General features: G+C 68.1%; 27 protein-coding genes. 16 read left to right on the top strand and 11 right to left on the bottom strand.

All coding sequences use genetic code 11. The annotated features are described in order from the left end of the window. From ACRDSQ_RS27720 to ACRDSQ_RS27690, 7 genes are all read left to right on the top strand, one after another. On the top strand, positions 1–799 hold a 799-nt coding region (locus tag ACRDSQ_RS27720; protein WP_431425062.1), incomplete at its 5' end, for a serine protease. 166 nt (positions 800–965) lie between these two features. Beyond that, positions 966–2,600 carry a TM0106 family RecB-like putative nuclease gene (locus tag ACRDSQ_RS27715; RefSeq protein ID WP_431425061.1) on the top strand — a complete coding sequence of 545 codons (1,635 nt, stop codon included), beginning with the start codon at positions 966–968 and terminating at the stop codon, positions 2,598–2,600. Positions 2,601–2,608: 8 nt separating this feature from the next. Beyond that, the gene (locus ACRDSQ_RS27710) at positions 2,609–3,694 is read left to right on the top strand and encodes an S-(hydroxymethyl)mycothiol dehydrogenase (protein ID WP_431425059.1); all 1,086 of its coding nucleotides are present in this window, start codon (positions 2,609–2,611) and stop codon (positions 3,692–3,694) included. Then, positions 3,694–4,320 (top strand): MBL fold metallo-hydrolase, encoded by a 627-nt coding sequence (locus ACRDSQ_RS27705; protein ID WP_431425058.1) that lies wholly within the window; start codon positions 3,694–3,696, stop codon positions 4,318–4,320. The genes ACRDSQ_RS27710 and ACRDSQ_RS27705 overlap by 1 nt, the downstream gene beginning before the upstream one ends. A 58-nt stretch (positions 4,321–4,378) precedes the next feature. After that, positions 4,379–5,146 (top strand): L-histidine N(alpha)-methyltransferase, encoded by a 768-nt coding sequence (locus ACRDSQ_RS27700; RefSeq protein WP_431425056.1) that lies wholly within the window; start codon positions 4,379–4,381, stop codon positions 5,144–5,146. Further along, complete coding sequence (locus ACRDSQ_RS27695) at positions 5,143–5,544, top strand: hypothetical protein (protein WP_431425055.1); 402 nt, start codon at positions 5,143–5,145, stop codon at positions 5,542–5,544. The genes ACRDSQ_RS27700 and ACRDSQ_RS27695 overlap by 4 nt, the downstream gene beginning before the upstream one ends. Continuing rightward, positions 5,545–6,135, top strand: a complete 591-nt coding sequence (locus tag ACRDSQ_RS27690; protein WP_431425054.1) for a hypothetical protein — start codon at positions 5,545–5,547, stop codon at positions 6,133–6,135. On the opposite strand, the gene ACRDSQ_RS27685 is transcribed toward ACRDSQ_RS27690, so the two are convergent. Further along, on the bottom strand, positions 6,078–6,836 hold the full coding sequence (locus ACRDSQ_RS27685; RefSeq protein WP_431425052.1) for an SDR family NAD(P)-dependent oxidoreductase: 759 nt from the start codon (positions 6,834–6,836) through the stop codon (positions 6,078–6,080). The genes ACRDSQ_RS27690 and ACRDSQ_RS27685 overlap by 58 nt on opposite strands. 123 nt (positions 6,837–6,959) lie before the next feature. Continuing rightward, entirely contained in the window at positions 6,960–7,907 is a 948-nt protein-coding gene (locus tag ACRDSQ_RS27680) for an oxidoreductase (protein ID WP_431425050.1), read from the bottom strand. 93 nt (positions 7,908–8,000) lie between these two features. Between ACRDSQ_RS27680 and ACRDSQ_RS27675 the strand changes: the two genes are divergently transcribed. Then, entirely contained in the window at positions 8,001–8,963 is a 963-nt protein-coding gene (locus tag ACRDSQ_RS27675) for an aldo/keto reductase (RefSeq protein WP_431425048.1), read from the top strand. 138 nt (positions 8,964–9,101) lie between these two features. Here ACRDSQ_RS27675 and ACRDSQ_RS27670 read toward each other — a convergent pair whose 3' ends face one another. The 3 genes from ACRDSQ_RS27670 to ACRDSQ_RS27660 form a co-directional block, all read right to left on the bottom strand. After that, positions 9,102–9,623 carry a DUF1697 domain-containing protein gene (locus ACRDSQ_RS27670; protein ID WP_431425046.1) on the bottom strand — a complete coding sequence of 174 codons (522 nt, stop codon included), beginning with the start codon at positions 9,621–9,623 and terminating at the stop codon, positions 9,102–9,104. Beyond that, the gene (locus tag ACRDSQ_RS27665; protein ID WP_431425045.1) at positions 9,620–11,377 is read right to left on the bottom strand and encodes a long-chain-acyl-CoA synthetase; all 1,758 of its coding nucleotides are present in this window, start codon (positions 11,375–11,377) and stop codon (positions 9,620–9,622) included. The genes ACRDSQ_RS27670 and ACRDSQ_RS27665 overlap by 4 nt, the downstream gene beginning before the upstream one ends. 93 nt (positions 11,378–11,470) lie before the next feature. After that, positions 11,471–11,773, bottom strand: a complete 303-nt coding sequence (locus tag ACRDSQ_RS27660) for a hypothetical protein (RefSeq protein WP_431425044.1) — start codon at positions 11,771–11,773, stop codon at positions 11,471–11,473. Positions 11,774–11,868: 95 nt separating this feature from the next. On the opposite strand from ACRDSQ_RS27660, the gene ACRDSQ_RS27655 reads away from it, so the two are divergent. The 3 genes from ACRDSQ_RS27655 to ACRDSQ_RS27645 all read left to right on the top strand — a co-directional run bounded on the left by ACRDSQ_RS27655 (position 11,869) and on the right by ACRDSQ_RS27645 (position 14,452). Then, the gene (locus ACRDSQ_RS27655; RefSeq protein WP_431425042.1) at positions 11,869–12,693 is read left to right on the top strand and encodes a helix-turn-helix domain-containing protein; all 825 of its coding nucleotides are present in this window, start codon (positions 11,869–11,871) and stop codon (positions 12,691–12,693) included. A 12-nt stretch (positions 12,694–12,705) separates the two neighbouring features. Further along, positions 12,706–12,882, top strand: a complete 177-nt coding sequence (locus ACRDSQ_RS27650) for a DUF397 domain-containing protein (protein WP_431425041.1) — start codon at positions 12,706–12,708, stop codon at positions 12,880–12,882. A gap of 244 nt (positions 12,883–13,126) precedes the next feature. Then, positions 13,127–14,452, top strand: a complete 1,326-nt coding sequence (locus ACRDSQ_RS27645; protein WP_431425039.1) for an alginate O-acetyltransferase AlgX-related protein — start codon at positions 13,127–13,129, stop codon at positions 14,450–14,452. A 1-nt stretch (position 14,453) separates the two neighbouring features. Here the strand turns inward: ACRDSQ_RS27645 and ACRDSQ_RS27640 are convergent, their stop codons facing one another. Genes ACRDSQ_RS27640 through ACRDSQ_RS27630 form a run of 3 tightly spaced genes read right to left on the bottom strand, consistent with a single transcriptional unit; the run spans position 14,454 to position 18,264 of the window. Further along, entirely contained in the window at positions 14,454–16,178 is a 1,725-nt protein-coding gene (locus tag ACRDSQ_RS27640; protein ID WP_431425038.1) for a glycosyltransferase, read from the bottom strand. Between the two features lie 5 nt (positions 16,179–16,183). Continuing rightward, a complete protein-coding gene (locus ACRDSQ_RS27635) occupies positions 16,184–17,116 on the bottom strand; it encodes a glycosyltransferase (RefSeq protein ID WP_431425036.1) in 933 nt (310 codons plus the stop codon). Beyond that, positions 17,113–18,264, bottom strand: coding sequence for a hypothetical protein (locus ACRDSQ_RS27630; RefSeq protein ID WP_431425034.1), 1,152 nt, complete (start codon positions 18,262–18,264; stop codon positions 17,113–17,115). Before ACRDSQ_RS27630 ends, ACRDSQ_RS27635 begins: the two co-directional genes overlap by 4 nt. A 144-nt stretch (positions 18,265–18,408) precedes the next feature. On the opposite strand from ACRDSQ_RS27630, the gene ACRDSQ_RS27625 reads away from it, so the two are divergent. After that, entirely contained in the window at positions 18,409–19,542 is a 1,134-nt protein-coding gene (locus tag ACRDSQ_RS27625; RefSeq protein ID WP_431425032.1) for an acyltransferase family protein, read from the top strand. On the opposite strand, the gene ACRDSQ_RS27620 is transcribed toward ACRDSQ_RS27625, so the two are convergent. Further along, on the bottom strand, positions 19,532–20,386 hold the full coding sequence (locus ACRDSQ_RS27620) for a hypothetical protein (protein WP_431425031.1): 855 nt from the start codon (positions 20,384–20,386) through the stop codon (positions 19,532–19,534). The genes ACRDSQ_RS27625 and ACRDSQ_RS27620 overlap by 11 nt on opposite strands. Before the next feature lie 129 nt (positions 20,387–20,515). Here ACRDSQ_RS27620 and msrA point away from each other — a divergent pair, with 129 nt between their 5' ends. Next, positions 20,516–21,178, top strand: coding sequence for a peptide-methionine (S)-S-oxide reductase MsrA (msrA, locus tag ACRDSQ_RS27615; protein ID WP_431425029.1), 663 nt, complete (start codon positions 20,516–20,518; stop codon positions 21,176–21,178). 6 nt (positions 21,179–21,184) lie between these two features. Here msrA and ACRDSQ_RS27610 read toward each other — a convergent pair whose 3' ends face one another. Beyond that, a complete protein-coding gene (locus tag ACRDSQ_RS27610) occupies positions 21,185–21,466 on the bottom strand; it encodes a Txe/YoeB family addiction module toxin (protein ID WP_431425027.1) in 282 nt (93 codons plus the stop codon). Beyond that, on the bottom strand, positions 21,463–21,714 hold the full coding sequence (locus ACRDSQ_RS27605) for a type II toxin-antitoxin system Phd/YefM family antitoxin (protein ID WP_431425063.1): 252 nt from the start codon (positions 21,712–21,714) through the stop codon (positions 21,463–21,465). The genes ACRDSQ_RS27610 and ACRDSQ_RS27605 overlap by 4 nt, the downstream gene beginning before the upstream one ends. 216 nt (positions 21,715–21,930) lie before the next feature. Between ACRDSQ_RS27605 and ACRDSQ_RS27600 the strand changes: the two genes are divergently transcribed. From ACRDSQ_RS27600 to ACRDSQ_RS27590, 3 genes are read left to right on the top strand one after another with little or no spacing between them, the layout of a single operon-like run. After that, a complete protein-coding gene (locus tag ACRDSQ_RS27600) occupies positions 21,931–23,286 on the top strand; it encodes a DUF2252 domain-containing protein (protein WP_431425025.1) in 1,356 nt (451 codons plus the stop codon). Continuing rightward, entirely contained in the window at positions 23,279–24,832 is a 1,554-nt protein-coding gene (locus ACRDSQ_RS27595) for an Eco57I restriction-modification methylase domain-containing protein (RefSeq protein ID WP_431425023.1), read from the top strand. Before ACRDSQ_RS27600 ends, ACRDSQ_RS27595 begins: the two co-directional genes overlap by 8 nt. Positions 24,833–24,876: 44 nt before the next feature. Next, positions 24,877–25,176, top strand: a complete 300-nt coding sequence (locus tag ACRDSQ_RS27590) for a YiaA/YiaB family inner membrane protein (protein WP_431425021.1) — start codon at positions 24,877–24,879, stop codon at positions 25,174–25,176. The last annotated feature ends 13 nt before the right edge of the window (positions 25,177–25,189 follow it).

The following is a 25,189-nucleotide window of genomic DNA, read 5'->3' as shown; positions in this document are numbered from 1 at the left end:
GCTCGGCGCGCTGATGCTCGCGGCCCCGGGCACGGCCGCGGCCGCGCCGGTCTGGGCGCCCGCCGCCCAGGCGACCATCCACCCCGGCATCCAGACCGAGACCGACGGTTCCGGCCAGTGCACGGCGAACTTCGTCTTCAGCGACAGCTCCGGCAACGTCTACATCGGACAGGCGGCGCACTGTTCGGGCACCGGGGCGGCGACCGACACCAACGGCTGCGACGCGGGCACGCTTCCGCTGGGCACCAAGGTGACACTGGTCGGCTCGGGTGTCACCGGCGAGATCGCCTACAGCTCCTGGAACACCATGCAGAGCCGCGGCGAGACCAACGAGGACGCCTGCGCCCACAACGACCTCGCGCTGGTCAAGATCCCCGCCGCCGCGGTCGCCAAGACCAACCCGAGCGTGCCGTTCTGGGGTGGTCCGACCGCGCTGGACACCAACGGCACCACGATGCTCGAGACCGTCCTGTCCTACGGCAACTCGTCGCTGCGCGGTGGCATCACGCAGCTCAGCCCGAAGCAGGGCAAGAGCCTGGGCACCGAGGCCAACGGCTGGACCCACAGCGTCTACACCGTCACGCCCGGCATCCCGGGTGACTCGGGCAGCGCGTTCCTCGACTCCACCGGCAAAGCGCTCGGCACCCTGTCGACCCTGGCCATCGCCCCGATCGCGGGCAGCAACGGCGTCGGCGACCTGTCGCACGAACTCGCGTACGCGCAGCAGTACGGCGGCATCGCCGGTTTGAAGCTCGAACTGGGCACCGTGGCCTTCCGCGGCCCGCTGCTCCCGATCTAGCCGGCCCCGGTGCGGTCCTGCGGCCCAACTGTCGGACCGCCGGACCGCACCTAAGGGGGACCGTGACGAATCGTGACCACGGTCACCCATCCATCCGCGCCATCCCCTGGTAGGTGACCCCTGCACAAATTCCGGGGCGGCGGATGAGCCAACTAAGCTGCATTGCGTGACTACAACGGTGCTACTCGACGCCGGCGTGGTGAGCCGCTGCAGGCGCCGTGTTCACCTGGAACACGATCCAGCCGCCCGGGACTTGCCGCGCGGAGCTCCCGACCCCACCGCTGAGCTGCGCAAAGCCGACGCGGCGGCGCACCGGCGGGAGATCGCCGACCAGCTCGCGGTCAAGTTCGGCGACGACTGGGTCGAGATCCCGGCCGGGCGCAGCACGGAGCGTGAGGCCGCCACCGCCGTCGCACTGGAAGCCGGGGCCCGGTTCATCTGGTCCGCCCAGCTCCCGCGCGACCCCGAGGGCGGCAGGCGCGGCGTGATCGACCTGCTCGTGCGCACCGAATCCGGCTACGTTCCGGTTCTCGTGGTCCGGCACAAGGTGAGCGATCCCGGCACCGGCGCCCGCACGTCCCCGGTCGGCGAGATCACCAACATCGGCGGCGAGCCCGACCAGACCCGCAAGGTCCGCCCGCAGCCGCGCGACCAGCTGCGGCTCGCGCACACGCTGCGGCTGCTGCGCGCCGCCGGGTACGCCGAAGACCGGCACGCGCTCGCCGGGGTCATCGGCCTCGACGGCGACGTCGTCGTCTGGCACGACCTGGCCGCGCCGACGTGGCCCGGCGGGCGGACCGCGCTCGCCGAGTACGAGGTCCGCTTCGCCGACCGCATCGCCGTGGCGACCGCCGCCGCGACCGGCGGAGAGCCGCTCGCGCAGCCGTCGAGGATCGTTGAGTGCCGCAGCTGCCCGTGGTGGCCGGTGTGCAGTCAGAACCTGCTCGACACCCGCGATGTGAGCCTTGTCGTGCGCGGCGAGGACGCGGGCTTCCTCCGCGCCGCCGGGGTGACGACGGTCGACGCCTTGGCCGCGCTCGATGTCGAGGACGCTGGGGTGGCGCCGATGGTCGGGATGCCGCTGCCGGACGCCGTCGGGCTGGCGCGCGCCTGGCTGGCCGACCTCACCGTCGTGCGCCGCAACGAGTCCGTGCACGTGCCCCGCGCCGACGTCGAGGTCGACGTCGACATGGAGAGCTTCGGCGACGCGGGCGCCTACCTGTGGGGCGCGCTGCTCGCGGGCGCCGACATCGGCATCGAGCACGGCTACCGCGCCTTCGTCACCTGGGACCCGCTGCCCACCGACGACGAGGCCCGTTCGTTCGCCGAGTTCTGGCAGTGGTTCGCGTCGGTGCGCGAGGCGACGGTCGCGCGCGGGCTCACGTTCCGCGCCTACTGCTACAACGAGTTGGCCGAGAACCGGTGGCTGCTGGCCTCGGCGAAGCGCTTCGCGGGCAAGCCCGGCATCCCCACCCGCCGCGAGGTGCTGACGTTCATCGAGTCCGACGAGTGGGTTGACCTGTTCGGCAGCGTCCGCGAGCATTTCCTGTGCTCGCACGGCAAGGGACTCAAGACGATCGCCCCCGCCGCGGGCTTCGCCTGGCGCGACGCCGAGGCGAGCGGCGAGAATTCGATGCGCTGGTACCGGGCGGCGGTCGGGATGGACGGCGACGAACCGGATACCGTGCAGCGCACCCGGCTCCTGGAGTACAACGAGGACGACGTGCGCGCCACCGCGGTGCTGCGCGGCTGGATGTCATCACCGGAAGTCAACAAAATCCCGTTCGTCGGAGACCTCTAGGAGTCGGTATGGCCCAGCAGGTTCGCGGTGTCGTCGCCAGAGCGAAGGGCCGGCCGGTCTCCGTCGAGACGATCGTCATCCCCGACCCGGGCCCGGGCGAAGCGGTGGTGAAGGTCCTGTCCTGCGGCGTCTGCCACACGGATCTGCACTACCGCGAGGGCGGCATCAACGACGAGTTCCCGTTCCTGCTCGGCCACGAGGCCGCGGGGATCGTGGAGACCGTCGGTGACGGCGTCACCGACGTCGAGCCCGGCGACTTCGTCATCCTGAACTGGCGCGCGGTCTGCGGCCGGTGCCGCGCCTGCCTCAAGGGTAAGCCCTGGTACTGCTTCAACACCCACAACGCCGCCCAGCCGATGACGCTGGAAGACGGCACGCCGCTGTCCCCGGCGCTGGGCATCGGCGCGTTCGCCGACAAGACGCTCGTCCACAGTGGACAGTGCACCAAGGTTGCCCCCTCCGCGAGTCCGACCGCCGTGGGCCTGCTCGGCTGCGGTGTCATGGCCGGTCTGGGCGCGGCGCTCAACACCGGCGGGGTCTCGCGCGGCGACACGGTCGCGGTGATCGGCTGCGGCGGCGTCGGCGACGCGGCCATCGCGGGGTCGAAGCTCGCGGGCGCGACGACGATCATCGCGGTCGACGTCGACGACCGGAAACTGGAGTGGGCCAAGGGAATCGGCGCCACCCACACCATCAACGCCAAGTCCGGTGACCCGGTCGAGGCGATCAAGGAACTCACCGCCGGCTTCGGCGCGGACGTCGTGATCGACGCGGTCGGCCGTCCGGAGACGTGGAAGCAGGCGTTCTACGCGCGCGACCTCGCGGGCACGGTCGTGCTGGTCGGCGTGCCGACCCCGGACATGAGGATCGAGATGCCGCTGATCGACTTCTTCTCCCGCGGCGGCGCGCTCAAGTCGAGCTGGTACGGCGACTGCCTGCCCTCACGCGACTTCCCGTACCTGGTCGACCTCTACCGCCAGGGCAGGCTCGACCTCAACGCGTTCGTCTCCGAGACCATCGCGCTCGACGGCGTCGAGGAAGCGTTCGACCGCATGCACCACGGCGACGTCCTCCGCTCGGTCGTGGTGTTCTGATGAGCGCCCGCATCGATTACGTCGTCACCACCGGCACGTTCAACCACGACGGCGAGACCCACGAGGTCGACAACAACGTCTGGATCGTCGGCGACGAGAACGAGGTGGTGATCATCGACGCCGCCCACGACGCCGACGAGATCCTCGCCGCGGTCGACGACCGCCGGGTCAAGGCGATCATCTGCACGCACGCCCACGACGACCACATCAACGTCGCCGAGGACCTGGCGAAGGTCACCGACGCGCTGGTCATGCTGCACCCGGCCGACGAGGAGCTGTGGCGCAACCTCTACCCGGACGACGACTTCGAGCCGCTGTTCGACGGCGAGGTCGTTGAGGTCGCGGGCGTCGACCTGCACATCCTGCACACCCCTGGCCACACGCCGGGCGGCGTCTGCGTCTACGCGCCCGAACTCGACGCCGTCTTCACCGGCGACACCCTGTTCCGCGGTGGGCCGGGGGCGACCGGCCGCTCGCTCAGCGACTTCCCGACGATCATCGACTCGATCACCGAGCGCCTCCTCGAACTGCCGCCGGAGACGATCGTCCATACGGGCCACGGCGACTCGACCTCGATCGGCCAGGAGGCCCCTGATCTTGACGAATGGCTCAAACGCGGCCACTAGTAGTCAGTAGGCTACCCAAAGCTATACAGCGCTAGTGAAGACTGCGGGAGGGCCGATCGTGACCGCTGGTGAAAGGCCGTTGCCTGGCGACTTGGCGAAGGCCATCGAGGAGTCGGACTTCGCGTGGTCGCTCGTGCTCGTCGGCGAGGACCAGTCGAGCAAGCTCGCCTCGCTGACCTCGGACCTGCGTGGCAAGCCGTCGCCCAACGGCGAGGGCAAGCAGATCACCTCGGGCTACCAGTACTGGGGGATCGGGCCGACGATCGCGTGGGCGCACGCCTGCTCCGACCCGTTCTACCAGGTCATGAAGCAGAGCCTGGAGTCGTTCACCCGGCGCTGGCGGCGGATCAGCGGCAAGATCGGCGGCTCGCCGTTCCACTACGTCTGTCTCGGCGCGGGAACCGGCCACAAGGACCGCCAGGTGCTGGAGACGCTGCGCGCCGAGAACCCGGACATGTTCTATTTCCCGGTCGACATCAGCTCGGAGATGCTGCGCCTGGGCACCAGCGAGTCGACCCGCGGCCTTGGCATGGCAGGCCACCAGATCATCCCGGTGCATCTGGACTTCGCGATCATCGAGAACCTGCGCGAACTGGGCAAGCTGCTGCGGACCATCGTCGGCGACGAGCCGATCCTGTACTCGCTGCTCGGCAACACGATGGCCAACTTCGACGACGACGCCGAAATCCTGTCCAGCCTGACCTCGCTGCTGCGCCGCAGGACCGGTTCCTGCTGGAGGTCGCGACCACCGACGACCTGTCCGATGATCTCGCCCGCCAGGTCGTCGAGGAGTACGCGCGGAGCCGGGCGTACAAGGAGTTCGTGACCAGCGCGCTGCTGCACAACTCGGACCTGACGATCGACATGGAGTCCGTGCAGTTCCGCGGTTCCGTCGAGCCGGGTCGCGCGCTCAAGGTGAAGGTGATCTACCAGAACCGCACGGGCGGCGACATCCGGATGACCCTGCCCGACCGCACCCGCGTCCTGTTCCCGGACAACGACACGATCCTGCTGCAGGTCACCAGGAAGTACGCCCGCAAGGCGCTCGACGACATCCTCACCCGCTGCGGACTGCGCCGGGTCGCGGCCACCCACTCCGACTTCCGGACCCAGCGGGCCTCGCCCGGCTTCGGCATGGAACTGGTCCTGCTCGGCCGCGCCCAGGGGGGCGAGCCGGTGCCGAACCAACGCCGGACCAGGGCGGACGAGATCTGGGCGAACTAAATGACCCGAATCGCGATCACGGTAGTCACCTTCGGCGCGCTCGCGGTCGCGTTGGCGCTCGGCGTGACGTGGTTCGTGATCTCCGAGCCCGGGCAGAAGTTCGAGCCCGCGGTCAACACCCTGGCGCTGCTCGCGGGCATCACGGGCATCTTCGCCGAACGCTGGGCCGCGCAACGGGAACGGCGGCTGCAGGCGATCGAGTCCATCGAGTCGGAACTCGCGCGCAACCGCGAAGTGTTGGCGGGCACGGAGTTCAGTGACGACGCACCGGGCGGCCGCAAGCTCTACTCGCGGCTGCTGCACTCGGCCGTCGACTCGGCCTTCACCTCGGGCGCGTTGAGCCTGCGCCGAGACACGGAGCTGATCTCGCTGCTGCACCAGTGGCGCGGCCAGGTCAGCTCCGTCAACCGGCGGCTCGAACTCACCGAGATGCTGATGTTCACCACGGCGTCCGCCGATGAGGCCGACGACTTCAACAAGGCGCTCCGCACGTTCATGCCGACCGTGCGGAGCCACCTCGCGGAAGTGGAGTCCTACCTCGGCGCCATGCGCAGCGAGCCGTCGAGACGGATCACCTCGCCGTTGAGGTAGTCCTGGTCGATGATCGACAGCGCGAGCTTCGCGTACTCCTCGGGCTTGCCGAGGCGCTTGGGGAACGGCACGCCCTCGGCGAGCGCGGCCCGGAACTCGTCGGACACGGTCGCGAGCATCGGGGTGTCGATGATGCCGGGGGCGATGGTCAGCACCCGGATGCCCGACGTCGCCAGGTCGCGCGCGGCCGGAAGGTTCAGGCCCACGACGCCACCCTTGGACGCGGCGTAGGCCGCCTGCCCGATCTGCCCGTCGAACGCGGCGATCGAGGCGGTGTTGATGATGACGCCGCGCTGGTCGTGGTCGAGCGCCTCGGTCCGCGCGATGGCCGCGGCGGCGAGGGTGACCACGTTGAACGTGCCGATCAGGTTGACCTCGATGACCTTCCGGAACAGGTTGAGGTCGTGCGGGCCCTTCTTGGACAGGATGCGAGCCGAGGGCCCGATCCCGGCGCAGTTGACCACGACGCGCAGCGGCTTGCCGGACGCGACCGCGGCGTCGACGGCGGCCTGGACCTGCTCGGGGTCGGTCACGTCGGTGGGGACGTAGGTGATGCCCTCGACCTGCGGCGCGGTCTCGATGGCGGCGGGCAGATCGAGCGCGAAGACACTCGCACCCTGCGCGGCGAGCGCGTGCGCGGTGGCCCCACCGAGGCCGGAGGCTCCTCCGGTGACGATGGCCGCGGTGCCGTCGATCTGCATCCCGATATCCCTTCACGCCCGACCGTGCACCCCGCACGGCTACCGCCGGGAAGGTTAACGCCCGTTCAGCCCCGGCCCCACTTGGATGTGCGCGACATCCCAGTGGAGCCGGGGCGACGCGGGCTATCGGGCGAGACCGAAATCGATCCCGGTGAGCTCTTCGCTGACGTCCCAGAGCCGCTTGGCCAGTTCCCGGTCTCGGGCGGCCTCGAGCGGCTCCACCAGCGTGGGATAGCCCTTCTGCTCCCGGCGCCCGTTGGGTCCGACGAACTGCCCGCTCTCGATGTCCGGGTGCGTCGCCGCGTACAGCTGCGGCAGCGCGCCCATCTCGGCTTCCTGGGCCATGAACTTGTTCGACACCTTCAGGGCCAGTTTCGCCACCCCGGTCGGCCCGGAGGACTGCAGGTTCGTCGCCGAATACCCCGGATGCGCCAGCACGCTGGCCACGGTGAAGCCGTTGGCCCGCAGCCTGCGGTGGAATTCCAGGCCGAACACCACGTTGGCGAGCTTGGACTGCGCGTAGTACCCACTGCGCGAGTACTTGTGCTCGCCGTGCAGGTCGTCGAAATGGATCCGGCCGCGCTTGTGGAGGAAGGAGCTGACAGTCACGACCCGCGGGTCGCTCCCCGACTTCAGCTTGTCCAGCAGCAGGCCGGTGAGTGCGAAGTGGCCCAGGTGGTTGACGGCGAACTGCAGCTCGTAACCCTGGGCGCTCTCGGAACGCGGCGGCATCATCACGCCCGCGTTGTTGATGAGGATGTCGACCTGGTCGACGGTGTCGGCGAAAGCGGTCACCGTGTCGAGGTCGGCGAGGTCGACGAGGCGGGTCTCGATGCTCGCCTCGGGCTGCTCGGTGCGGATGGTCGCGACGGCCTCGGCGCCCTTGTCCGCGTCGCGGGCGGTCAGGATGACGTGGGCGCCGTGTCGGGCCAGCTCACGGCTGGTCTGGAAGCCCAGACCGCTGTTGCCACCGGTCACGATGGCGGTGCGGCCGACCAGGTCTGGGATATCGGCGGCGGTCCACCCGGGGGCGGACACCGCCCCCGGATCGTCCTCGGGTGTGGTGCTCATGGTCATAGCCTGCCTTACCGCCTGGCAGGACATCGATATCGGATCCGCCTTGACATCTAGATCACATCGCCTGGCCGCCCTACTGTCTGCAGGGTGGAGCTGCGGCACCTGGGTGAGTCCGGGTTGGTGGTGGGAGCGGTCGGACTTGGGTGCAACAACCTGGGCAGGCCGGGCACCCCGACCGAGTCGATCGCGGGCGCGCGCGCCCTGGTCCACGCGGCGCTCGACGCCGGGGTCTCGCTGTTCGACATCGCCGACGTCTACGGCGCGCCACGCGGCCGCAGCGAGGAGCTGCTCGGTCAGGCTCTCGCGGGCCGACGCGACCACGCGGTGATCGCGACGAAATTCGGCATGGACATGCAGGGCGGCAGCGGCCCGGACTTCGGCGCCCGCGGTTCGCGCGGGTACGTCAGACGGGCGGTGGAGGCCTCGCTGCGCAGGCTCAACACCGACTGGATCGACCTGTACCAGCTGCACCGGCCGGATCCGGGCACCCCGATCGCCGAGACCCTGGCGGCGCTGGACGACCTGGTCCGCGACGGCCATGTGCGCTACGCCGGGGTGTGCAACCTGGCGGCCTGGCAGCTCGCCGACGCGGCCTGGATCGCGAAGACCAACGGTGTCGTCAGTCCGGTGACCGCGCAGAACCACTACTCGCTGCTCGAACGCGACGCCGAGCGCGAGCTCTTACCCGCGTGCGAACGCTTCGGCATGAGCCTGCTGCCGTACTTCCCGCTGGCCAACGGCCTGCTGACCGGCAAATACACCCGCGACCAGCCGCCGCCCGCCGGTTCCCGCCTGGCCAACCGCCGGCGCCTCATCGACGACGCGCCCTGGCACAAGATCGAGAAGCTCCGCGCCTTCGCCTCGGAGCGCGGCATCACGATGGCCACCCTCGCGATCGGCTGGCTCGCCGCCCAGCCCGCCGTCGGCTCGGTAATCGCGGGCGCGACCACCCCCAACCAGATCACCGCCAACTCCAACGCCCTGCACTGGCAAACCGCCCAGGACGACCTGGACGCGATCGACAAGATCTGCCCACCCACCCGCCGCTGAGTTATCCACAGCACTTGTCCACAGTGTGCACAAATGTTCGAACGCGAGTCCCACGTTCAGAACAGTGAGTTCCACGTTCAGAACAGTGAGTTCCACGTTCAGGACACTGAGTTCGACATTCGGGCGTTTCGCGCGGGCTCAGAGGGCCGCGCCGATCTTTACCACGGTGTTCCAGTTGCGTGCGGTGGCGGCGATTTTGGTCCGTTTCGCGACCAGCGGGACGAGTTCCGGCGCCTGCAGAATCCCGTCCGGGCACCACTGGTAGACGACCCGCGAGCCGATTCGGATGTGGTCCGGCGCCAGCGCGACGACCTCGTCGGCGAGCGCCGGATCCAAGTCCTCCGACAGGAACACGACCAGCATCCGAGACCCGTTGTCGGCCAGGTCGACCAGCGGGTGCGCGTCGATCACGGCCTGGATCTCGTCGGCGGTCCGGGCCAGGCAGCGGGTCGTGAGACCCAGGTCCGCGAGCGCTTTCTCGATCCGCTTCTCGGCCTTGGCGGGCTTGTCCTTGGCGGTGAAGACGGCATTGCCGCTCTGCAACAGCGTCCGGACATCTTCGTAGCCCAAGTCGGACAGCACGGTGCGAAAGTCGGCCATGGCGATCTTCTTGTTCCCGCCGACGTTCACTCCGCGCAGCAGAGCGGCAATTCGGGTCATACCCGAATTCTGCCCGCTGCCACCTCGTCCGGATAGGACGGATACCACGGCACGTACTGCTCACCGGTGTAGACGAACAGGGGATCGGTCACCGATTTCGCGTAGCCCTCGTCGCGCAGGTCCACCTTGCGCGACTTGAACGTCGACGTCTGCTCGACCTCGTTGATCACCCGCACGAACAGCGGGATCGCGTAGGTCGGGAGCCGCTCGGCGAGGTGCTTGCCCAGCACCTGGCCGTCGAACCGGGCGCCGTCGCGCAGCTTCACCGCGGCCATCCCGGCCTTGCCGTCGGTACCCGGCACGGCCACGCCGTAGACCACGGCCTGCTCGACGTCGGGCCGCTCGCCGATCGCGCCCTCGACCTCGGTCGTGGCGACGTTCTCACCCTTCCAGCGGAAGGTGTCGCCGAGCCGGTCGACGAACGCCACGTGCTTGAAGCCCTGCATCCGGACCAGGTCGCCGGTGTCGAACCAGCAGTCGTCCTTCTTGAAGGCGGCCCGCACGAGCTTGCGCTCGGAGGCCTCGGCGTCGGTGTAGCCGTCGAACGGCGCGCGGCTGGTGACCTTGGTGAGGAGCAGGCCGACCTCGCCGGACTTGACCTTGCGCAGGCGGTCGCCGACCCGCTTGGGCTTGCCGGTGTCGGGGTCGTACTCGACGACCGCGAACGGCAGCGGGCAGGTTCCGGCGGTCCGGTCGATGTTCAGCGCGTTGATGAAGGCCAGGTTGCACTCGCTGGCGCCGTAGAACTCGGCGACCCGCTTGATGCCGAAGCGCTCGGTGAACTCGTGCCAGATCTCGGGTCGAAGACCGTTGCCGACGACGACGCGGACCTGGTGCTCGCGCTCGATCGCCCGCGGCGGCTGGTTGAGCAGGTAGCGGCAGAGCTCGCCGATGTAGCAGAACGCCGTGGAGCGGGTGCGGACCACGTCGTCCCAGAAGCGGGACGCGGAGAAAGACCGTCCAAGCGCGAGCGTCGCCCCTGCGGAAAGCACGGAGGAGAGGGAAACCGTCAGAGCGTTGTTGTGATAGAGCGGGAGACAACAGTAGAGCGTGTCATCAGCCCGCAGGCGCACACCGAGTCCGCCGATTCCGGCCATGCTCTTGAGCCACCGGAAATGCGACATCGAGCTCGCCTTGGGCATCCCGGTGGTGCCCGAGGTGAAGATGTAGAACGCGGTTGTCGAAGCGGTCAACGTCGCGCATACCGCGGGATTGAACGTCGAGGTCGCGCCGGTCGCGAGCGTTTCGAGATCGAGGACCGTCGGCGTCGTCACCTCGTCGAGGGCATCGCGGTATTCGCGCCCCGCGACCAGGACGGTGGCGCCGAGCAGCCGGACGCTGTGGTCGAGCACGTCGCCGCGCTGGTTGGTGTTGATCATCCCGACGGCGGCCCCGAGCTTCACACCGGCGAGCGCGGCCAGCAGCGTCTCCGGCCGATTCCCCGCCATCACAGCCACGGTCTTGCCGGGCCCCACCCCGTGCGCGGCGTACACCGACGCGTACTGGTTGACCAGCAGATTCGCCTGGTCGTAGGTGATCTCGGTGTTCTCGAAGCGGAGGAACGGACGCTCCGGGTGCTCAGCGGCGGCGCGCTGGAAGATGTGGCCGATCGAGTCTTTGGTGGTCGGCTTGAGCGTGACCAGTCCAACCGCTCCGCGCGCCATCCTGAGTCCATCCGGCGCGAGCTTCGGCAAGGCGCGCAGGACATCGACGAAGCGGACCTTGCGGGCCGCGAGCTGCTCCGATGCATCCATGCGAAGCGATGCTACTGACAAGTAGATACGGCGGCTAGAGGCAATGCGAAAGCTCCCGGACGTCGGGATACTCACCATCGCGCAATAGTCGGATCAGTTTTTGTCAATGATCCGTTCGGGGGTCCAGTGAAAGCGCATGGTGCACAAGGTCGTCCGCTTGTCGGGAAGCACGCGCACGGTCGTGACCAGCCAAATGCCGGGGTCGGCGGCTTTTCGATCAAGAAAGTCGGCGGCGCACAGCCGGGTGTAATGCTCGTGCCATTCGGTGCGGGTCATGCCCTTCTTGTGGAAGCAGAATCCGTGGTCCTCGGCTGTCTCGATGTACAGGAGCACACGTTCGTACTTGGAAAGTTCGCGCCGGTACTCAAGGTGGTGCAGGTAGTTCCAGGTAGGCATGGCGGACGGTGGTCCACCGGAGACCGCGCGCCGGATTCCGGAATGTCGGACTCCGTCGGCACACTGGGTGAGGGTGCGTGCGACAGGAGTGATGGATGACGGAGCCAAACCTGCGGGTCAGAGTCTTGGCACGCGCCCTGCGGGAGTTGCGGGAGCGGGCGCGGATGACGCAGCAGGAGGCGGGGGACCGGCTGCGGTTCACGAACCGGAAGATGAGCCGGATCGAGACGGGGCAGTTGCCGAGCTACCACGAGCTGCAGGCGATGTTGGATGTGTATGGCTTGGTGTCGACGGACTGGCCGCCTTACCTGGCTATGTGGGAACGCGCCAAGGAGAAGGGTTGGTGGCACACCTACGGCATCCCGAATCGCGGGTACGTGCCCCTCGAAGCGCAGGCATCGGAGATCCGGTCATTCCAGCTCGGGATGGTGCACGGCCTCCTGCAAACCGAGGGCTACGTGCGCGCCGTTTTCACGGGAGCGGCCGATCCGGCCCGTCACACTCCCGCCTCTGTTGCTCGCGGCGTGGAGATTCGCCGCCGCCAGCGGCGGGTCACCGCTGACGAACCGCTGCGGCTGCACTCAATTGTCGATCACACCGCTCTTCGGCGAGATCTGCCTTGCATGCAGGAGCAGTTGGCGCACATCGTCATGGTCGCCGAGTTGGAGAACGTGACCTTTCAGGTCATCCCGCCCGGCATCGGGGCACACGCCGGGCTCTCCGGTTCTTTTACGGTGCTCAGCTTTCCCAGTCCCGCTGATCCCGCCATCGTTTATGTCGAGCACATCGCCGGATCGGTCGAAGTCGAGAAGGAGCAGGAGGTCCGCTCGGCTAGGCTGGCCTTCGACCAGCTGGCTTCGCTGGCGCTGAGCCACGACGAGTCTGTCCGGCTGGTTGACCGAATGGCAGCCGAGCTGTGAGAGGCGATTCGCGTGGACCTGTCCCAGTTGCGTTGGCGCAAGAGCAGCAGAAGCGTTGATTCCGAGCACGCGGAGTGTGTCGAGATCGCGCTGATCAGTGCCGGTGTGCTGGTTCGGGATTCCAAGAACCCAACCGGGCCGACCCTCGTCCTGCCCGCCTCGGCTTGGCGCTCTCTGCGCACCCGCTGATCAGCGCCGGGTCGGCCGATCGGTCAGCGCCACGACCAGTCGCACCACGAACACGATCGCGACTGTGACCAACGCCAGGATCTGAAACCACATCGTCGCCTCCAAAGGGGCTTCTGATCCGACTGATACTCCTCCTCCCGCCCATCAAGAAGTCGAGCCCGAGGCCGACACGCGCGCCGACCACCCAAACGGGTTACTTACGCAACCGGCCACTCTCGCACGGGATCGTCGTTACCCTTGCCAGGTGACGACGGGACGCGCGAACACGCCGCTGAGCCAAGAGCGGTCATTCGACCTGCCCTCGGTGCACGAGGCGTGGCTTCCCAAGGAACACACCCTCTACCGGCCCAGGCATGGTGAGCGTCAGTCTCCCGCCTTGGTCACGGCAATGATCTTCTTCTGCACACCCCTGTTGTTGCTGGTCCTCGGCGTGCGACCCGAAGCGTTCGAGAACCGCCCGCTCGCCGCGTTTCCGTCACCCGGGCAGGGCTGGGGGTTTTTCACCGGGTTCGAACCGTGGGCCGCCGACAACCTGCCGTTGCGTTCCGTCGCGTTGGACATCGACGACCAGGTGAGCAGGCGGGTTTTCGGTGAGCCGCCGCAACTCGGACGCCAGGTCGACTCCGGCCCCGGTGTCGGGACCGTGGCGCCACCCAGCAAGAGCGAGAACGACCGAAAGAAGATTCTCGCCCAGGGCTTCCCGAAAGTCCTTGAAGGGCAAGACGACTGGCTCTACCTCGGCTACGACATCCTCGGCGCGTGCCTGCCCGAGCGACCGCTGGACCAAGTGGTCGGATCGATGAAGCGACTCCAGGCCGAGGTCGAGCGTTCCGGCAGGCAATTCGTGCTGATGATCGGTCCCGACAAGACGACCATGGTGCCGCAATACCTGCCCGCGCAGTACCTGGGTTCGGACTGCGCTCGTCAGACAAGGGACGAATTCTGGCGTCGAATGATCGCCGAGGCCGGTGCCACGGACCTGCGGCCCGCGTTGCGGACCGCAGGTGAGCGTCGAGGCGCTCCGGTGTACTCCCGACTCGACACGCATTGGACCTACGAAGGCGGGCTGGTCATGGTCCGCGCGATCGCCGAGGACATCCAGGCCGGAGTCACCGCGGCGTGGAAGGCGACACCCTCCACCGTGGTCGAACGCAAGGCGGACATTCCGCCGCTGCTCGGTCGTGAAGGCGTGTTCCCGCTGCAGAACTACAACCTGGCCCCGGACGGAAAGACCGTGCGCAGCAGGCCGATCGACAGTGCCTTCCGCGAGCCGCTTCGACTGACCCAGCCGGCAGGACCCGGCATTGTCAACAAAAAGGTCGCACTGATCGGGGACTCGTTGACGCTGTTCGCCACACCGTTCCTCGCCGGGGGTTTCTCCGACGTGACCGTGGTGCACAGCGACACCGCGGGCACGGATCCCAGCGCGGTCGCCAAAATCCTCGCCGAATCCGATGTCGTCGTGGTCGAGGCGGTGGAACGCAGCCTCGTCGGTGGCATCAATCCGGTCATCACCGACGCGGTCATCAACGCCATCGCGAGCGAACTCGCCAAGCATCCACGCCGCTGACTCAGCGGCGCAGCACCTTCCGCGCCGCCGCGCCGAGCATGCGGATCGGCGCGGACACCTTCCACGACGTGGACGCTCGGAGCTCGGCCAACGCGTGGTGCGCGTTGGCCGCGACCTGTTGGTAGTTGCCCAGGTGGTGGCGTACCTCCGCCAGCTCCCCTTCGAGTTCCGCGGCTCGTCGCTCGGCGAGTTCGACGCGCTCTTGGACGCGGTCGACGCGCCGCACCGAACCAGGGGGGAAAAGGATGGGTCGACTATCCAGGTTCACCTGGATGAGCGCGCGCATCGTCTCCCACTCGCTCGCCACCACCGAATGCGATGAGGACAGCTCCGACCATTTGTTGTAGATGCTTGTGGTCGTCCTGGTGTCGTGGACGCCACAAAGCGACGCCGCTCGAAGGAGGAACGCCCAATCCTCGCAAACCGTGAGCGTTTCGTCGAAGGTCACGCCCAGGTGTAGGAGGCTTCGCGGGAACGAGAAACAGTGGAATGGTGTCTCGTTCTGGCGAATGTGCCTGACGAAGTCGAATTCCGTCGTGTACGCCGGGGTCAGCGGTCCGATGGCGGCGTGTTCGCCCAGGTGACTTTCCGGCGTCCATCGGCGCTGCTGCTCGGCACCCCACCAGCGGATCACCATCCCCGGATGCTCCGTCGCACCCCGCCGGATGTTCTCGACCCAGTCAGCGGTGACGAGGTCGTCGTCATCGAGGAAGACGATGTAGTCCCCCGCCGCGGCCCGAAGGCCGACGTTGGCGGGGCGGCTACGCGTCCCACCATCGCAGGCGAGGACCCGAACCCGCTGGGCGAGGTTTCCCTCGAACTCGTCGACCAGTGAGCGGATCGCGTCCGACTTCGCCGATCCATGCACTACGAGGAGAATCTCGAAGTCCAGCTCGGTCTGCGCCGCGAGGCAGCACAACACGTCCTGCAGCGCCTTCGTCCTGCGCCCCTGGGTGCGCATGACGATGCTCAGAAACGGGCTCGCGGTGTTCTCGGCCGCGTGGGTGCGCCTACGTCCGCCGCGGTGGAACCGGCGGACGAACTGGTTGACGTCGCCGTACGGATCGGTGTCGCCGCGCACTCCGGCGAGCCAGGCGCCCGCGTTCGTCTCCGGCTCGAACAACGGGTGATCGGCGATGTGCAGGTCGGATTTCGGCAGGCAGAAGTCTTCCCGTGCCGACTCGTACCAGCCCGTTGACGCCATCATCTCGGTCAACGACCGGTCGGTGAAGAACCGCATGTGCGTCCGGTCGAGGAGACCGGACTCACTCATCTCCCAGCGTCCGGCGAGGACCTGGCGAGCGACGTCGATGTGACCGATGTTCGGGATGCTCGCGACCAGTTCCATGTCCGGATTCGCGGCGGACACCACGCCCAGCCGGTCGAGCGCGGTGATGGGATCCGCCAGGTGTTCCAGCACGTCGAGAGCGAGTATTGCGGCGAGTCGGCGCCCGTCGAGGACGGTCTCGATCACCTCGACGAGGTCAGGGTCGGCGAGGTCGACGATGTGCCCGCCGAATCCCCGTTCTGTCAGCGCGGCGATGGCGTCGGAGTCCTTGTCCAGGCCGATGTACGTGCCGCCGAGTTCGCGCACGGCGTTCGCGACCGCGGCGGCGCCGCATCCCAGATCGATCACGACCTTGCCCGCGGGGTCGGTTCCCTTGATCAGCCTGATCGCCGCCCCATACGGGCTGGAGTCGCTGTAGTCGAATTCGTAGGTTGACATCGGAGTCAGTATCGCCGCCGTCCGTACTCGCCATCGACGAACTCGGCGACGGAATCGGCTGCCGGGAGCGGATCCGGCAGTGAATCGGCCTCTCGAATCCGCACGAATTCGGCGGCCGCGCGGCGTTGGTCGTCGTTGCCGTGGGCTGACACGACGGTCAGGGTCTCTTCGACGATGTCAGGGCGATCGTATTTGGTCGCCAACATGAGCCTGCCCATCAGGCCCGCGTAAAACTCGATCGACGTCGGCCGGACCCCGGCAACCGAGTCGAGGCGCTTGTCGTGGAACACAACGGCATCCGGTTGGTGCACCACTTGCCCACCGTGGAGTCGGAGACGCCAACTCAGATCGACATCGTTGACATACGACGGGAAATTTTGGGCGTCGAATCCCGCCACTGCGTGAAACGACGGAGTGCGCAGCAAAACGCAGGCCCCGCTGGCCCAGCTCTGCTCACCGGTCGTCGGGTCGTACCACTTCGGGTGCTCGCACGGAATCTGCCGCGCGTCGACCGCGGCCACCTTCGGCGATCGCATCGAGCCGAGCAGTTCCTCCAGCAACGCGGGTGCGCTGTAGGTGTCTGGATTAAGGAAGAGGACGGCGTCTTCGACAGCGTCCTCGGCGAGGGCGTTGCAGCCCGCGCTGTGGCCCAGGTTCTCGCCGAACCAGATGTACTCCGCGTCCACCACCGGACTGAGGAATGTCTTGATCGCCAAGTCGTCCTCGGCACGCAGCACAGGCCGATGTGAACAGTCGCCGAGCCGCAACGTCACGGCGTTCAGCGTGATCGACGGGTTGTCGACCACCCGTCGCACGCTCTGCCGAAGCGACCGCAGGCACCGCCAGACCTCCGCGAGAGAGTTCTCGTAGAGCACGATCGCGATTCGCACCGAGGTCGGTGTCCGGTCGTCGACCGACCGGTCCATCGTGGACGTCACTTCGGTGGGTTGTGGTCGATCTGGGCCTGGAGGACGGCCGTGAACTTGGCTTTCGCCTCGCTCTCGCTGGTGTCGTAGGCCTCGACCCGGATCACTTCGCTTCCGCTGACGTAGTGCGCACGGAACACGAAGATCGTTTTGGTGGTGCTCGTCTGCTGCGAGGCGAAGACCTTGACCGAGGCGACGCCCGCATCGGCCGCCTCGGCGAAGCCGAACCGTTTCTGGTCGGTCTCGATCGCGGTGAGCAGCGCGGCCGGGTCAGCGGCGGTGAACGACCAGAGGCTGGTCGTCGTGGTCGCGGGGACGACGATCACGGAGCGGGCTTCGGTGACGCCTGCCTGCTTGAGTAGGACGAGATCGGGCGTCGGAAGCGGCTTCGCGGTGGACAGCTGCTCGGCGGTGTACGTCTTCGGGCCGGAAGTGCGGCCCTCGGGCACGATCAGCGGCCCGTATGGCTTCGGCTTCGGCTTCGTCGTCGTGGTCGGCACGGCTGACGTCGACGGAGCGGGCGGCGGAGTGTTCCCCGTGTTCCGGAACATTGTGAAGTAGACGACACCGGCGGCGATGAGCGCGACAACCACCACGACGCCGAGGATCACCCACAGCTTGCCGCCCGATTTCGTGTCGTCCTCAAACACCTCGGGACCCTGTGCGTGGAATCCCATCCACGGGAGTTGCTGGTCGGCGTCGCCCCACGGGGTCACGGACTGGTCGGCGACGTTCGTGTTCCACTGCGGGAGCGGAGCGGAGTGCTGGTTCGGCTGCTGCACCGGTCGCACGATCTGCGTCTGCTCGGGGTTCGACTGGGCGGACACGACCTGGGTGCGTTCGCTCTGGTGGATCGCCTGGGTGCTGTCACCGTGCGCGGCGGCGTTCGACACGACCTGCGTGCGGTCGCTGTCGGATTCGCTCGAGTTGCCATGGGGGGCGGGCGGCTGCTGCCCTGGGGCGACAACCTGCGTGTGCTCGCCAGGGCGCTCAGCGCTCCACTTGAACGGAGCCGGGAACGGATTGCCCTGGTCGTCGCTCGGCCGCTCCAGCGCGACGGGAGCCGCCGCCGGGGCGCTGGTGACGTTGCCGGACGCCGCCGCGAGGATGCGGTCGCGTTCGCGTCGGTAATCGTCGGCCGAGACCTGCCCGATTGCCAATGCGGCATCCAGACGACTGAGTTCCTCTTGCCAGGACACGGTCGTCCCCCTTCTATCGTCCCCACGTTGACGATCCCCGAACTGGCGCCGGCAGTGGCGCTATCCTACGATCCGCCGCTCGTGCGGCCGAGGGAGGAGTACTTCGTGACCATCTGGGGTAGATCGCGCACGTCCGATGGCACCGAAATCTCCGCCGGACGAGCCAAGGACGGTTTCGGGACTTTACGGCTGACGGCGGCGTTCTTGGTCATCGTCGATCACTGTGCACCACTCACCGGCAGTGGGGGAAGCGTCCTGCCAACCCGCTTCGGTGTCGACCTCGGCGCGGTCACCGTCGCCGCGTTCATGGCTCTGAGCGGCTACCAGGTGATGGGGAGCTGGCAACGCGACCCGCACGTGTGGCGGTTCGCCGTGCGGCGGCTCCTGCGCATCATGCCCGGCCTGGCATTCCTGCTGCTCGCCTCCGTGCTGGTGCTCGGTCCCGTGATGACCACGCTGAGCACCTCCGAGTACTTCGCCCACCCGTCGACCTGGACTTACCTCACGAACAACCTGCGTGTCTTCCCGATGCAGTACTCGCTGCCCGGGGTGTTCCCCGGCAATCCGGTCCCCAACGCGGTCAACGGCTCGCTTTGGAGCCTTCCGGTGGAGCTCCTCGGGTACGCCATGGTGGTGGTGCTCGGGTTGATCGGAGTGGTGCGCCGACGCTTTGTCGTGCTCCTCGTCGCCCTCGTGCTGGCCGCGATCTTCCAGCGTGCGCTCACTCGGCAGGTCAAGCTGCCGCGGATCACGCTGGAGGTGCTCACCCTGCCGCTGGTGCAGTACCTGGCGATCTACTGCGTCGGCATGGCCGCGTACCTCTACCGCGACCGCATCCGGTTCAGCTGGTGGGGCGTCGCCGCGTGTGTCGGTGTCGAGATCGTCATGCACGGTTCCGCGATGGTCGAGATCACCAGGATCCTGACCATCCCCTATATCGCGCTGACAGTCGGAACGCTGATGCCGCGCAGGCTGTGGCTGCCCTCGTCGATCACGATGGCGAGTTACGGGGTCTACCTCTACGGATTCCCGACCCAGCAGTTCAGCGTCTACATCGGGGCTTCGCAGGCCTGGCAGGTGGCGCTGATCTCGCTGCCGATCGCAGGGGTGCTCGGTTTCCTGTCCTGGCACCTCATCGAGAAGCAGGCATTGAAGCTCCGGTCGGCCCTGTTGCCCCGCCGTCAACCCGCGGAGCCGGACCGGAAACCCGCACGGGAACCGGTGGACGCTACGACGTAGGGAACCGTTCGCGGACCACACTCAGGACGTCGGCCAGCTCCGCGGACAGAAGCCGCTGATCGCTGCCGGCACCTCTCGACACGCCGACCCGGACGGTCACGTGACCCGACGTGTAGGTGACTCGGCTCACCGTGCTGGCAGCCGACGATTTCGTCTGGCTGACCGTGCCCCCGACGGACACATCGTCGAGGTACCCGGTTCGACGCAGGTGGTCCCGCATGTCCTCGGTCAGGCCAGTCGCCTCCGGGGTTGCCTCGATCACGATGAGCGCGTAGCCGGTCGAGCCTGATGTCGACCCGCGAAAGTGGAACCGGTGCACCCCGTGCCCGCGCAGGATGTCGCCCTCTTGGCGAGCCAGGAGACGCAGTTCGACCGCGCGATCGACGGTGAGCACGCCGTCGTTGGGGCTTGGCGTCCCCGGGAGCGCGGGCAACGACGCGACGGTGGGGGCGGCCGCTACCGCCGGAACAGGTGGCGCCTCCGAGGTGGAACGCTGGACGAACCACCAGCCACCTGCTGTCAGGACCACGCCCATGAGCAGGACCCCGACCACCACTCGGCCCCGCCCGGCCTTTCCGGCCGCGAAGACCTCCTGACCGTGGAATTGGGCGGCACGTCTGGGCTCAGGTTCGCCGGGCACTCGCCCAGGGGCGGCCACTACGGGAGTCTCTTGGCCCGACACGCCGCCCGCGGTCCGCGCGAACGGCGCGGTCGATGACCGAACCGGATCGACGCCAGACGCCTCGGCGAGCACCTCGTCACGTTCGCGCAGGTGTTGGGCGGCGGTCATTCGCCCGTCGGCGAGCATCGCGTCGAGCTCCCGTAACCGTTCCTGCCAAGTCATCGTGCGTTCTCCCGCGAGCCTGTCCGAATGCGCCCGCGGTCCCGCGGAGTCATCACAAGAGTTATTACCAGTCCCGAACCCCGGCCGGCTGTTCGCGCGGTTCGCTCTCGAAGTACGTACAGTCGAGGCATGGTGCTTTTCGGGCGTGACAAGGCGAAATTGGTCGACGTAGCCGAGGCGCTGCCGGGGCGGCCGAGCCCGATGCGGGTGCCCGACACCCATGCGGTGTTCCCGGACCGGCGCATCGTGCCCCCGTTCCCCGATGGCACGCGCACGGCGGTGTTCGGTCTCGGCTGCTTCTGGGGTGCTGAGCGGATCTTCTGGCAGCTCCCGGGTGTCTACTCCACCGCCGTCGGCTACGCCGCGGGTCACACCCCGAACCCGACGTACGAGGAGGTTTGTTCGGGACGGACGGGGCACGCCGAGGTCGTACTGGTGGTGTACGACCCCGACAAGATCTCCTACGACGCGCTGCTCAAGACGTTCTGGGAAGGCCACGACCCGACGCAGGGGATGCGCCAGGGCAACGATGTCGGCACGCAGTACCGCTCGGGTGCGTACTACGACTCCGATGAACAGAAGGCGGCGATCGAGTCGAGCCGTGCGGACTACCAGCGGGCGCTGAGCGAGTCCGGACTCGGCCAGATCACCACCGAGGTCGCCGCTGCGACGCCGTTCTACTACGCGGAGGACTATCACCAGCAGTATTTGGAAACACATAGAAACGGGTACTGCGGAATCGGCGGCACTGGAGTGTCCTGCCCCGTGGGGTTGGGTTTGGGCGGTCAGTGATCCCGTTCACCGGGCAGGTGTGTCCGCTGCCCTGCCGTAGTGGTAGCGGCATTGGGCGATGCGGATCTCGCCTTCCCCGATTTTGTAGACGAGGCGATGTTCGTCGGTGATCCGACGGGACCAGTAGCCCTGGAAACCGTGCTTCAACGGCTCTGGCTTGCCGATTCCCTCATTGCCGTTGCGCCCGATGTCCTTGATCAGTTCGTTGAGGCGCTTGAGAACCTTTCGGTCCTCCGTCTGCCACCAGATGTAGTCGTCCCAGGCGTGTTCGTCCCAGATCAGCTTCATTCAACGAGATCGTGCTGCGTCCCGCCGTCGGACTCCAGCCGCTCGATGGCAGTGATCAGGCGCCGCGCGTTCTCCGGGCTGCGGAGCAGGTAGGCGGTCTCTTTGAGCGACTGGTAGTCGTCGAGCGACACGATCACCACCGGCTCGTGTCCTGCGCGGGTGATCACGACCTCTTCGCGGTCATTTACCACCGAGTCGAGCGTCTCGGCGTAGTTCGCGCGAGATTCGGAGTAGCTCATGGTCTTCATCAGCACACCCTCCCTTCGACGTACAACATACTGTACGTCCTTTGTGGGGATCGCGGCAAGGGCGCCAGGCCGCGAGGGGTCACATGCGAGGCGACACCGGGGTTGCCCAGCGGGCCCGCTCAGCCTGGTCGACGTGGTGATCGACAACTCGGAGTTCGACCGGCCTCGGATCCGGGATCGGGCCACCTGAAGCCCTCGAGGGCGCATGATGGCGGCATGGGTGAGAGATCGTTGGGCGGGTGGGTGGAGCCTGAGGCGGTGATCGCCGAGGGGCGAGCGCTGCGGGAACGCAGTCCACACCGGGCGCATCGCGAGGTTGTGCTCGCGGCCGCGCGGCCGAGCATCGCCGAGTTCGTCGAGGCGAGCAACGCCGGGCGGTTGACCGACCTGGTGCCGCTGCGGGTCGGGCGGATGATGGCTTCGCCCTTCGCCTTCTTCCGGGGCAGCGCCGGGCTGATGGCGGGCGACCTCGCCGCCGGCGCGCGCAGTGGGTTGGACGCGCAGCTGTGTGGGGATGCGCACGCGGCGAACTTCGGGCTCTACGGGACGTCCGACGGCCAGATCGTCATGGACATCAACGACTTCGACGAGACCCTGCCCGGCCCGTGGGAGTGGGACCTCAAGCGCCTGGCCACCAGTCTGGTGCTGGCCGGGCGAGAGGGCGGCGTGTCCGAAAAGGGGTGTCTGGACGCCGCCGAGGACGTGGTGCGGTCCTATCGGCTGACCATCGATCACCTCGCCGAGCAGCCATTCCTCGATTCGTGGACCGCGCTGGGCGACGAGTCCGTCCTCAACCATGTGAAGGCCGAGGAACTGCTCGACGACTTCGCCAAGGCGGCCAAGAAAGCGCGGAAGAACACCAGTGCCAAGGTGGCCGCGCGGTGGACGCGGCGGGGTGCCGACGAGCGGTGGCGGTTCGTCACCGAGCCGCCGGTGATGAGTGCGGTGGATGACGAGACCGCGGCCGCCGTGACCGATGCGCTAGAGTCCTATGTGGACACATTGCGGGAGTCGCGGCGAAACCTGATCCTGCGCTACGCGGTGTCCGATGTGGCGTTCCGGGTGGTCGGGACCGGCAGCGTCGGGCTGCGCAACTATCTCGTCCTGCTGCACGGCAACGGCGACGAAGCCCTTGTCCTGCAAGTGAAAGAGGCGCGGCCGTCGGCGTTGGGCGAGCACCTCGGCATCGGTCCGGCCAAGCATGAAGGTGAGCGGATCGTGCATGGCGCGCGGATGGTGCAGGCCGAGTCGGACATGCTGCTGGGCTGGACATCGGTCGACGGGCGCGACTACATCGTCCGCCAGTTCCGCAACCGCAAGGGCGAGATCGACGCCACCACCCTCGACGGCGACCACCTCGACGACTACGGCCGCTTCGCCGGCGCCCTGCTCGCCCGGGCGCATACCCGCTCGATCGATCCGCGGCTGCTCGCCGGTTACCTCGGCGGCGGCCTGGACGAGGCGCTGGCCGCCTACGCCGTGGACTACGCCGACCAGACCGAGGCCGACCACGCCGATCTGGTGAAGGCCGTGCGCGCCGGTGTCCTCACGGCGGCGGCCGAGGATGGCTGACCTGCGCAAACGCCACGGCGTGCACTACACGCCGGTCGCGCTCGCCTCCTTCCTCGCCGAACGGGTCGCGCGGCGGACCGGTGAGCGCGCGCCGCGGGTGCTCGACCCGGCCTGTGGCGACGGTGAGCTGCTGGCCGCGTTCGCCAAGCTCGTGCCCGACGCCGAACTCGTCGGCTACGACCTCGACCCGGACGCCGTCGACGCGGCCAGGGCCCGGCTGCCGGACGCGGTGATCGAGCCCGGCGACTTCACCTTCGCGGGCGCCGCCCTGCCCGCCGGATCGTTCGACGTGGTGATCACCAACCCGCCCTACGTCCGCACCCAGGTCCTCGGTGCGGCGGCGGCCGAGCTGTCCGCCCGGTTCGGGCTGCGCGGCCGCATCGACCTGACGCACCCGTTCGTCGCGTCGGTTCCCCGGTTGCTCGCCGACGGCGGGGTGCTCGGGCTGCTCTGCTCGAACCGGTTCCTCACCACCAAGGCGGGCGCCAACGTCCGCGAGTCGCTGACCGGCGAACTCGACGTCCGGGAGGTGTTCGACCTCGGCGACACCCGGCTGTTCGAGGCGGCTGTGCTGCCCGCCGTGGTCGTGGCGGTCAAGGGCCCGGCTGCCGGGCCCGCCTGGTTCGCCAGCGTCTACGAGTCCGATGTGGAGTCCCCGGACGGCGACCTGTTCACCGCGCTGACCAAGGAAACCGGGTCCCGGCTCAGCGTCGGCGCCCGGTCGTTCCAAGTGGACGTCGGGACGCTCGCGCACGGCGGCGGCCACCCCTGGCGGCTGAGCACACCGGAGCGCGAGCGCAGGCTGACCCGCATCGCCGACCGCACGTGGCGCACACTCGGCGACCTCGCCCGGGTCCGGGTCGGCATCAAGACCACCGCCGACCCCGTCTTCATCCGCGAGGACTGGGCCGACGTCGAGCCCGAGTTGCTGCGCCCGCTGCTGACCCACGAGGACCTCAGCGCGTGGACACCGCCGCGCGCGTCCCGCAGGCGGGTCCTCTATCCGTACCTTGACCAGCCCAAACGCCAGGTGATCCGGCTCGACGAGTACCCGCGCGCCGCCGCGTACCTGCGCCGCCACCGCGAGCGGCTGCAGTCCCGGCGGTACCTGATCGACGCGGGCCGCGAGTGGTTCGAGATCTGGGTGCCGCAGCGGCCCGCGCTGTGGCGCGCACCCAAGATCGTGTTCCCGGACATCAGCCCTGAGCCCCGGTTCACCATCGACCGCACGGGTTCGGTGGTCAACGGGGACTGCTACTGGATCGGCGTGCCGGAACTCGGCGAGGACATCGCCCACCTGGTCCTCGGTGTCGCCAACTCACGGTTCGGCACCCGGTTCTACGACGAGGTCTGCGGCAACCGCCTCTACGCGGGCAGGCGCCGCTGGATCACCCAGTACGTCGCACGGCTGCCGCTGCCGGACCCGGCGACACCCGCTGCCCGCGAGGTCATCGACCTCGCCCGGCTGCTGACGGCGGACGCGGACCGCGCGCTGCTGCCCCGGCTCGAAGCCGCGGTGCGGGCCGCGTTTGGCGAAGTCGAGTAGTACTACCGATGTGCCCTGGGTCACGCGTGCGCGATGTTGTGGGCATGACCGCTGATGCCAAGACCCCGAGCACCCCGACGACGGCCGCCTTCTTCGCCCAGGCCGCCATCTCGTTCGCCATCGCCCTGGTCGCCCTGACCATCGGGATCGCCGTGCTCCCCGTGGACCCGTGGGTGCGCGCGTTCCTCGCGGTGGGCGCCCTCTACACCGTGACCTCGGCGTTCACCCTGGCCAAGGTCATCCGAGACCGCCAGGAGGACACCACCGTCGCGCGCCGGGTCGACCGCGCCCGGGTGGAGAAGCTGCTCGCCGAGCACGACCCGTTCGCGCCCAACGCGCTCTGAACAGCGAAGAGGT

This window comes from Actinokineospora sp., from assembly GCF_050699995.1.
Lineage (GTDB): Bacteria > Actinomycetota > Actinomycetes > Mycobacteriales > Pseudonocardiaceae > Actinokineospora.
This window is presented reverse-complemented; position numbering and strand designations above follow the sequence as displayed.

Coding starts and splice junctions, on each gene's coding strand:
- ACRDSQ_RS27595 (WP_431425023.1), top strand. CDS start 23,279: ATGGCTGACCTGCGCAAACGCCACGGCGTGCACTACACGCCGGTCGCG.
- ACRDSQ_RS27705 (WP_431425058.1), top strand. CDS start 3,694: ATGAGCGCCCGCATCGATTACGTCGTCACCACCGGCACGTTCAACCAC.
- ACRDSQ_RS27620 (WP_431425031.1), bottom strand. CDS start 20,386: ATGACTTGGCAGGAACGGTTACGGGAGCTCGACGCGATGCTCGCCGAC.
- ACRDSQ_RS27665 (WP_431425045.1), bottom strand. CDS start 11,377: ATGGATGCATCGGAGCAGCTCGCGGCCCGCAAGGTCCGCTTCGTCGAT.
- ACRDSQ_RS27670 (WP_431425046.1), bottom strand. CDS start 9,623: ATGACCCGAATTGCCGCTCTGCTGCGCGGAGTGAACGTCGGCGGGAAC.
- ACRDSQ_RS27685 (WP_431425052.1), bottom strand. CDS start 6,836: ATGCAGATCGACGGCACCGCGGCCATCGTCACCGGAGGAGCCTCCGGC.
- ACRDSQ_RS27690 (WP_431425054.1), top strand. CDS start 5,545: ATGACCCGAATCGCGATCACGGTAGTCACCTTCGGCGCGCTCGCGGTC.
- ACRDSQ_RS27610 (WP_431425027.1), bottom strand. CDS start 21,466: ATGAAGCTGATCTGGGACGAACACGCCTGGGACGACTACATCTGGTGG.
- ACRDSQ_RS27600 (WP_431425025.1), top strand. CDS start 21,931: ATGGGTGAGAGATCGTTGGGCGGGTGGGTGGAGCCTGAGGCGGTGATC.
- ACRDSQ_RS27710 (WP_431425059.1), top strand. CDS start 2,609: ATGGCCCAGCAGGTTCGCGGTGTCGTCGCCAGAGCGAAGGGCCGGCCG.
- ACRDSQ_RS27640 (WP_431425038.1), bottom strand. CDS start 16,178: ATGTCAACCTACGAATTCGACTACAGCGACTCCAGCCCGTATGGGGCG.
- ACRDSQ_RS27590 (WP_431425021.1), top strand. CDS start 24,877: ATGACCGCTGATGCCAAGACCCCGAGCACCCCGACGACGGCCGCCTTC.
- ACRDSQ_RS27655 (WP_431425042.1), top strand. CDS start 11,869: ATGACGGAGCCAAACCTGCGGGTCAGAGTCTTGGCACGCGCCCTGCGG.
- ACRDSQ_RS27680 (WP_431425050.1), bottom strand. CDS start 7,907: ATGAGCACCACACCCGAGGACGATCCGGGGGCGGTGTCCGCCCCCGGG.
- ACRDSQ_RS27605 (WP_431425063.1), bottom strand. CDS start 21,714: ATGAAGACCATGAGCTACTCCGAATCTCGCGCGAACTACGCCGAGACG.
- ACRDSQ_RS27660 (WP_431425044.1), bottom strand. CDS start 11,773: ATGCCTACCTGGAACTACCTGCACCACCTTGAGTACCGGCGCGAACTT.
- msrA (WP_431425029.1), top strand. CDS start 20,516: ATGGTGCTTTTCGGGCGTGACAAGGCGAAATTGGTCGACGTAGCCGAG.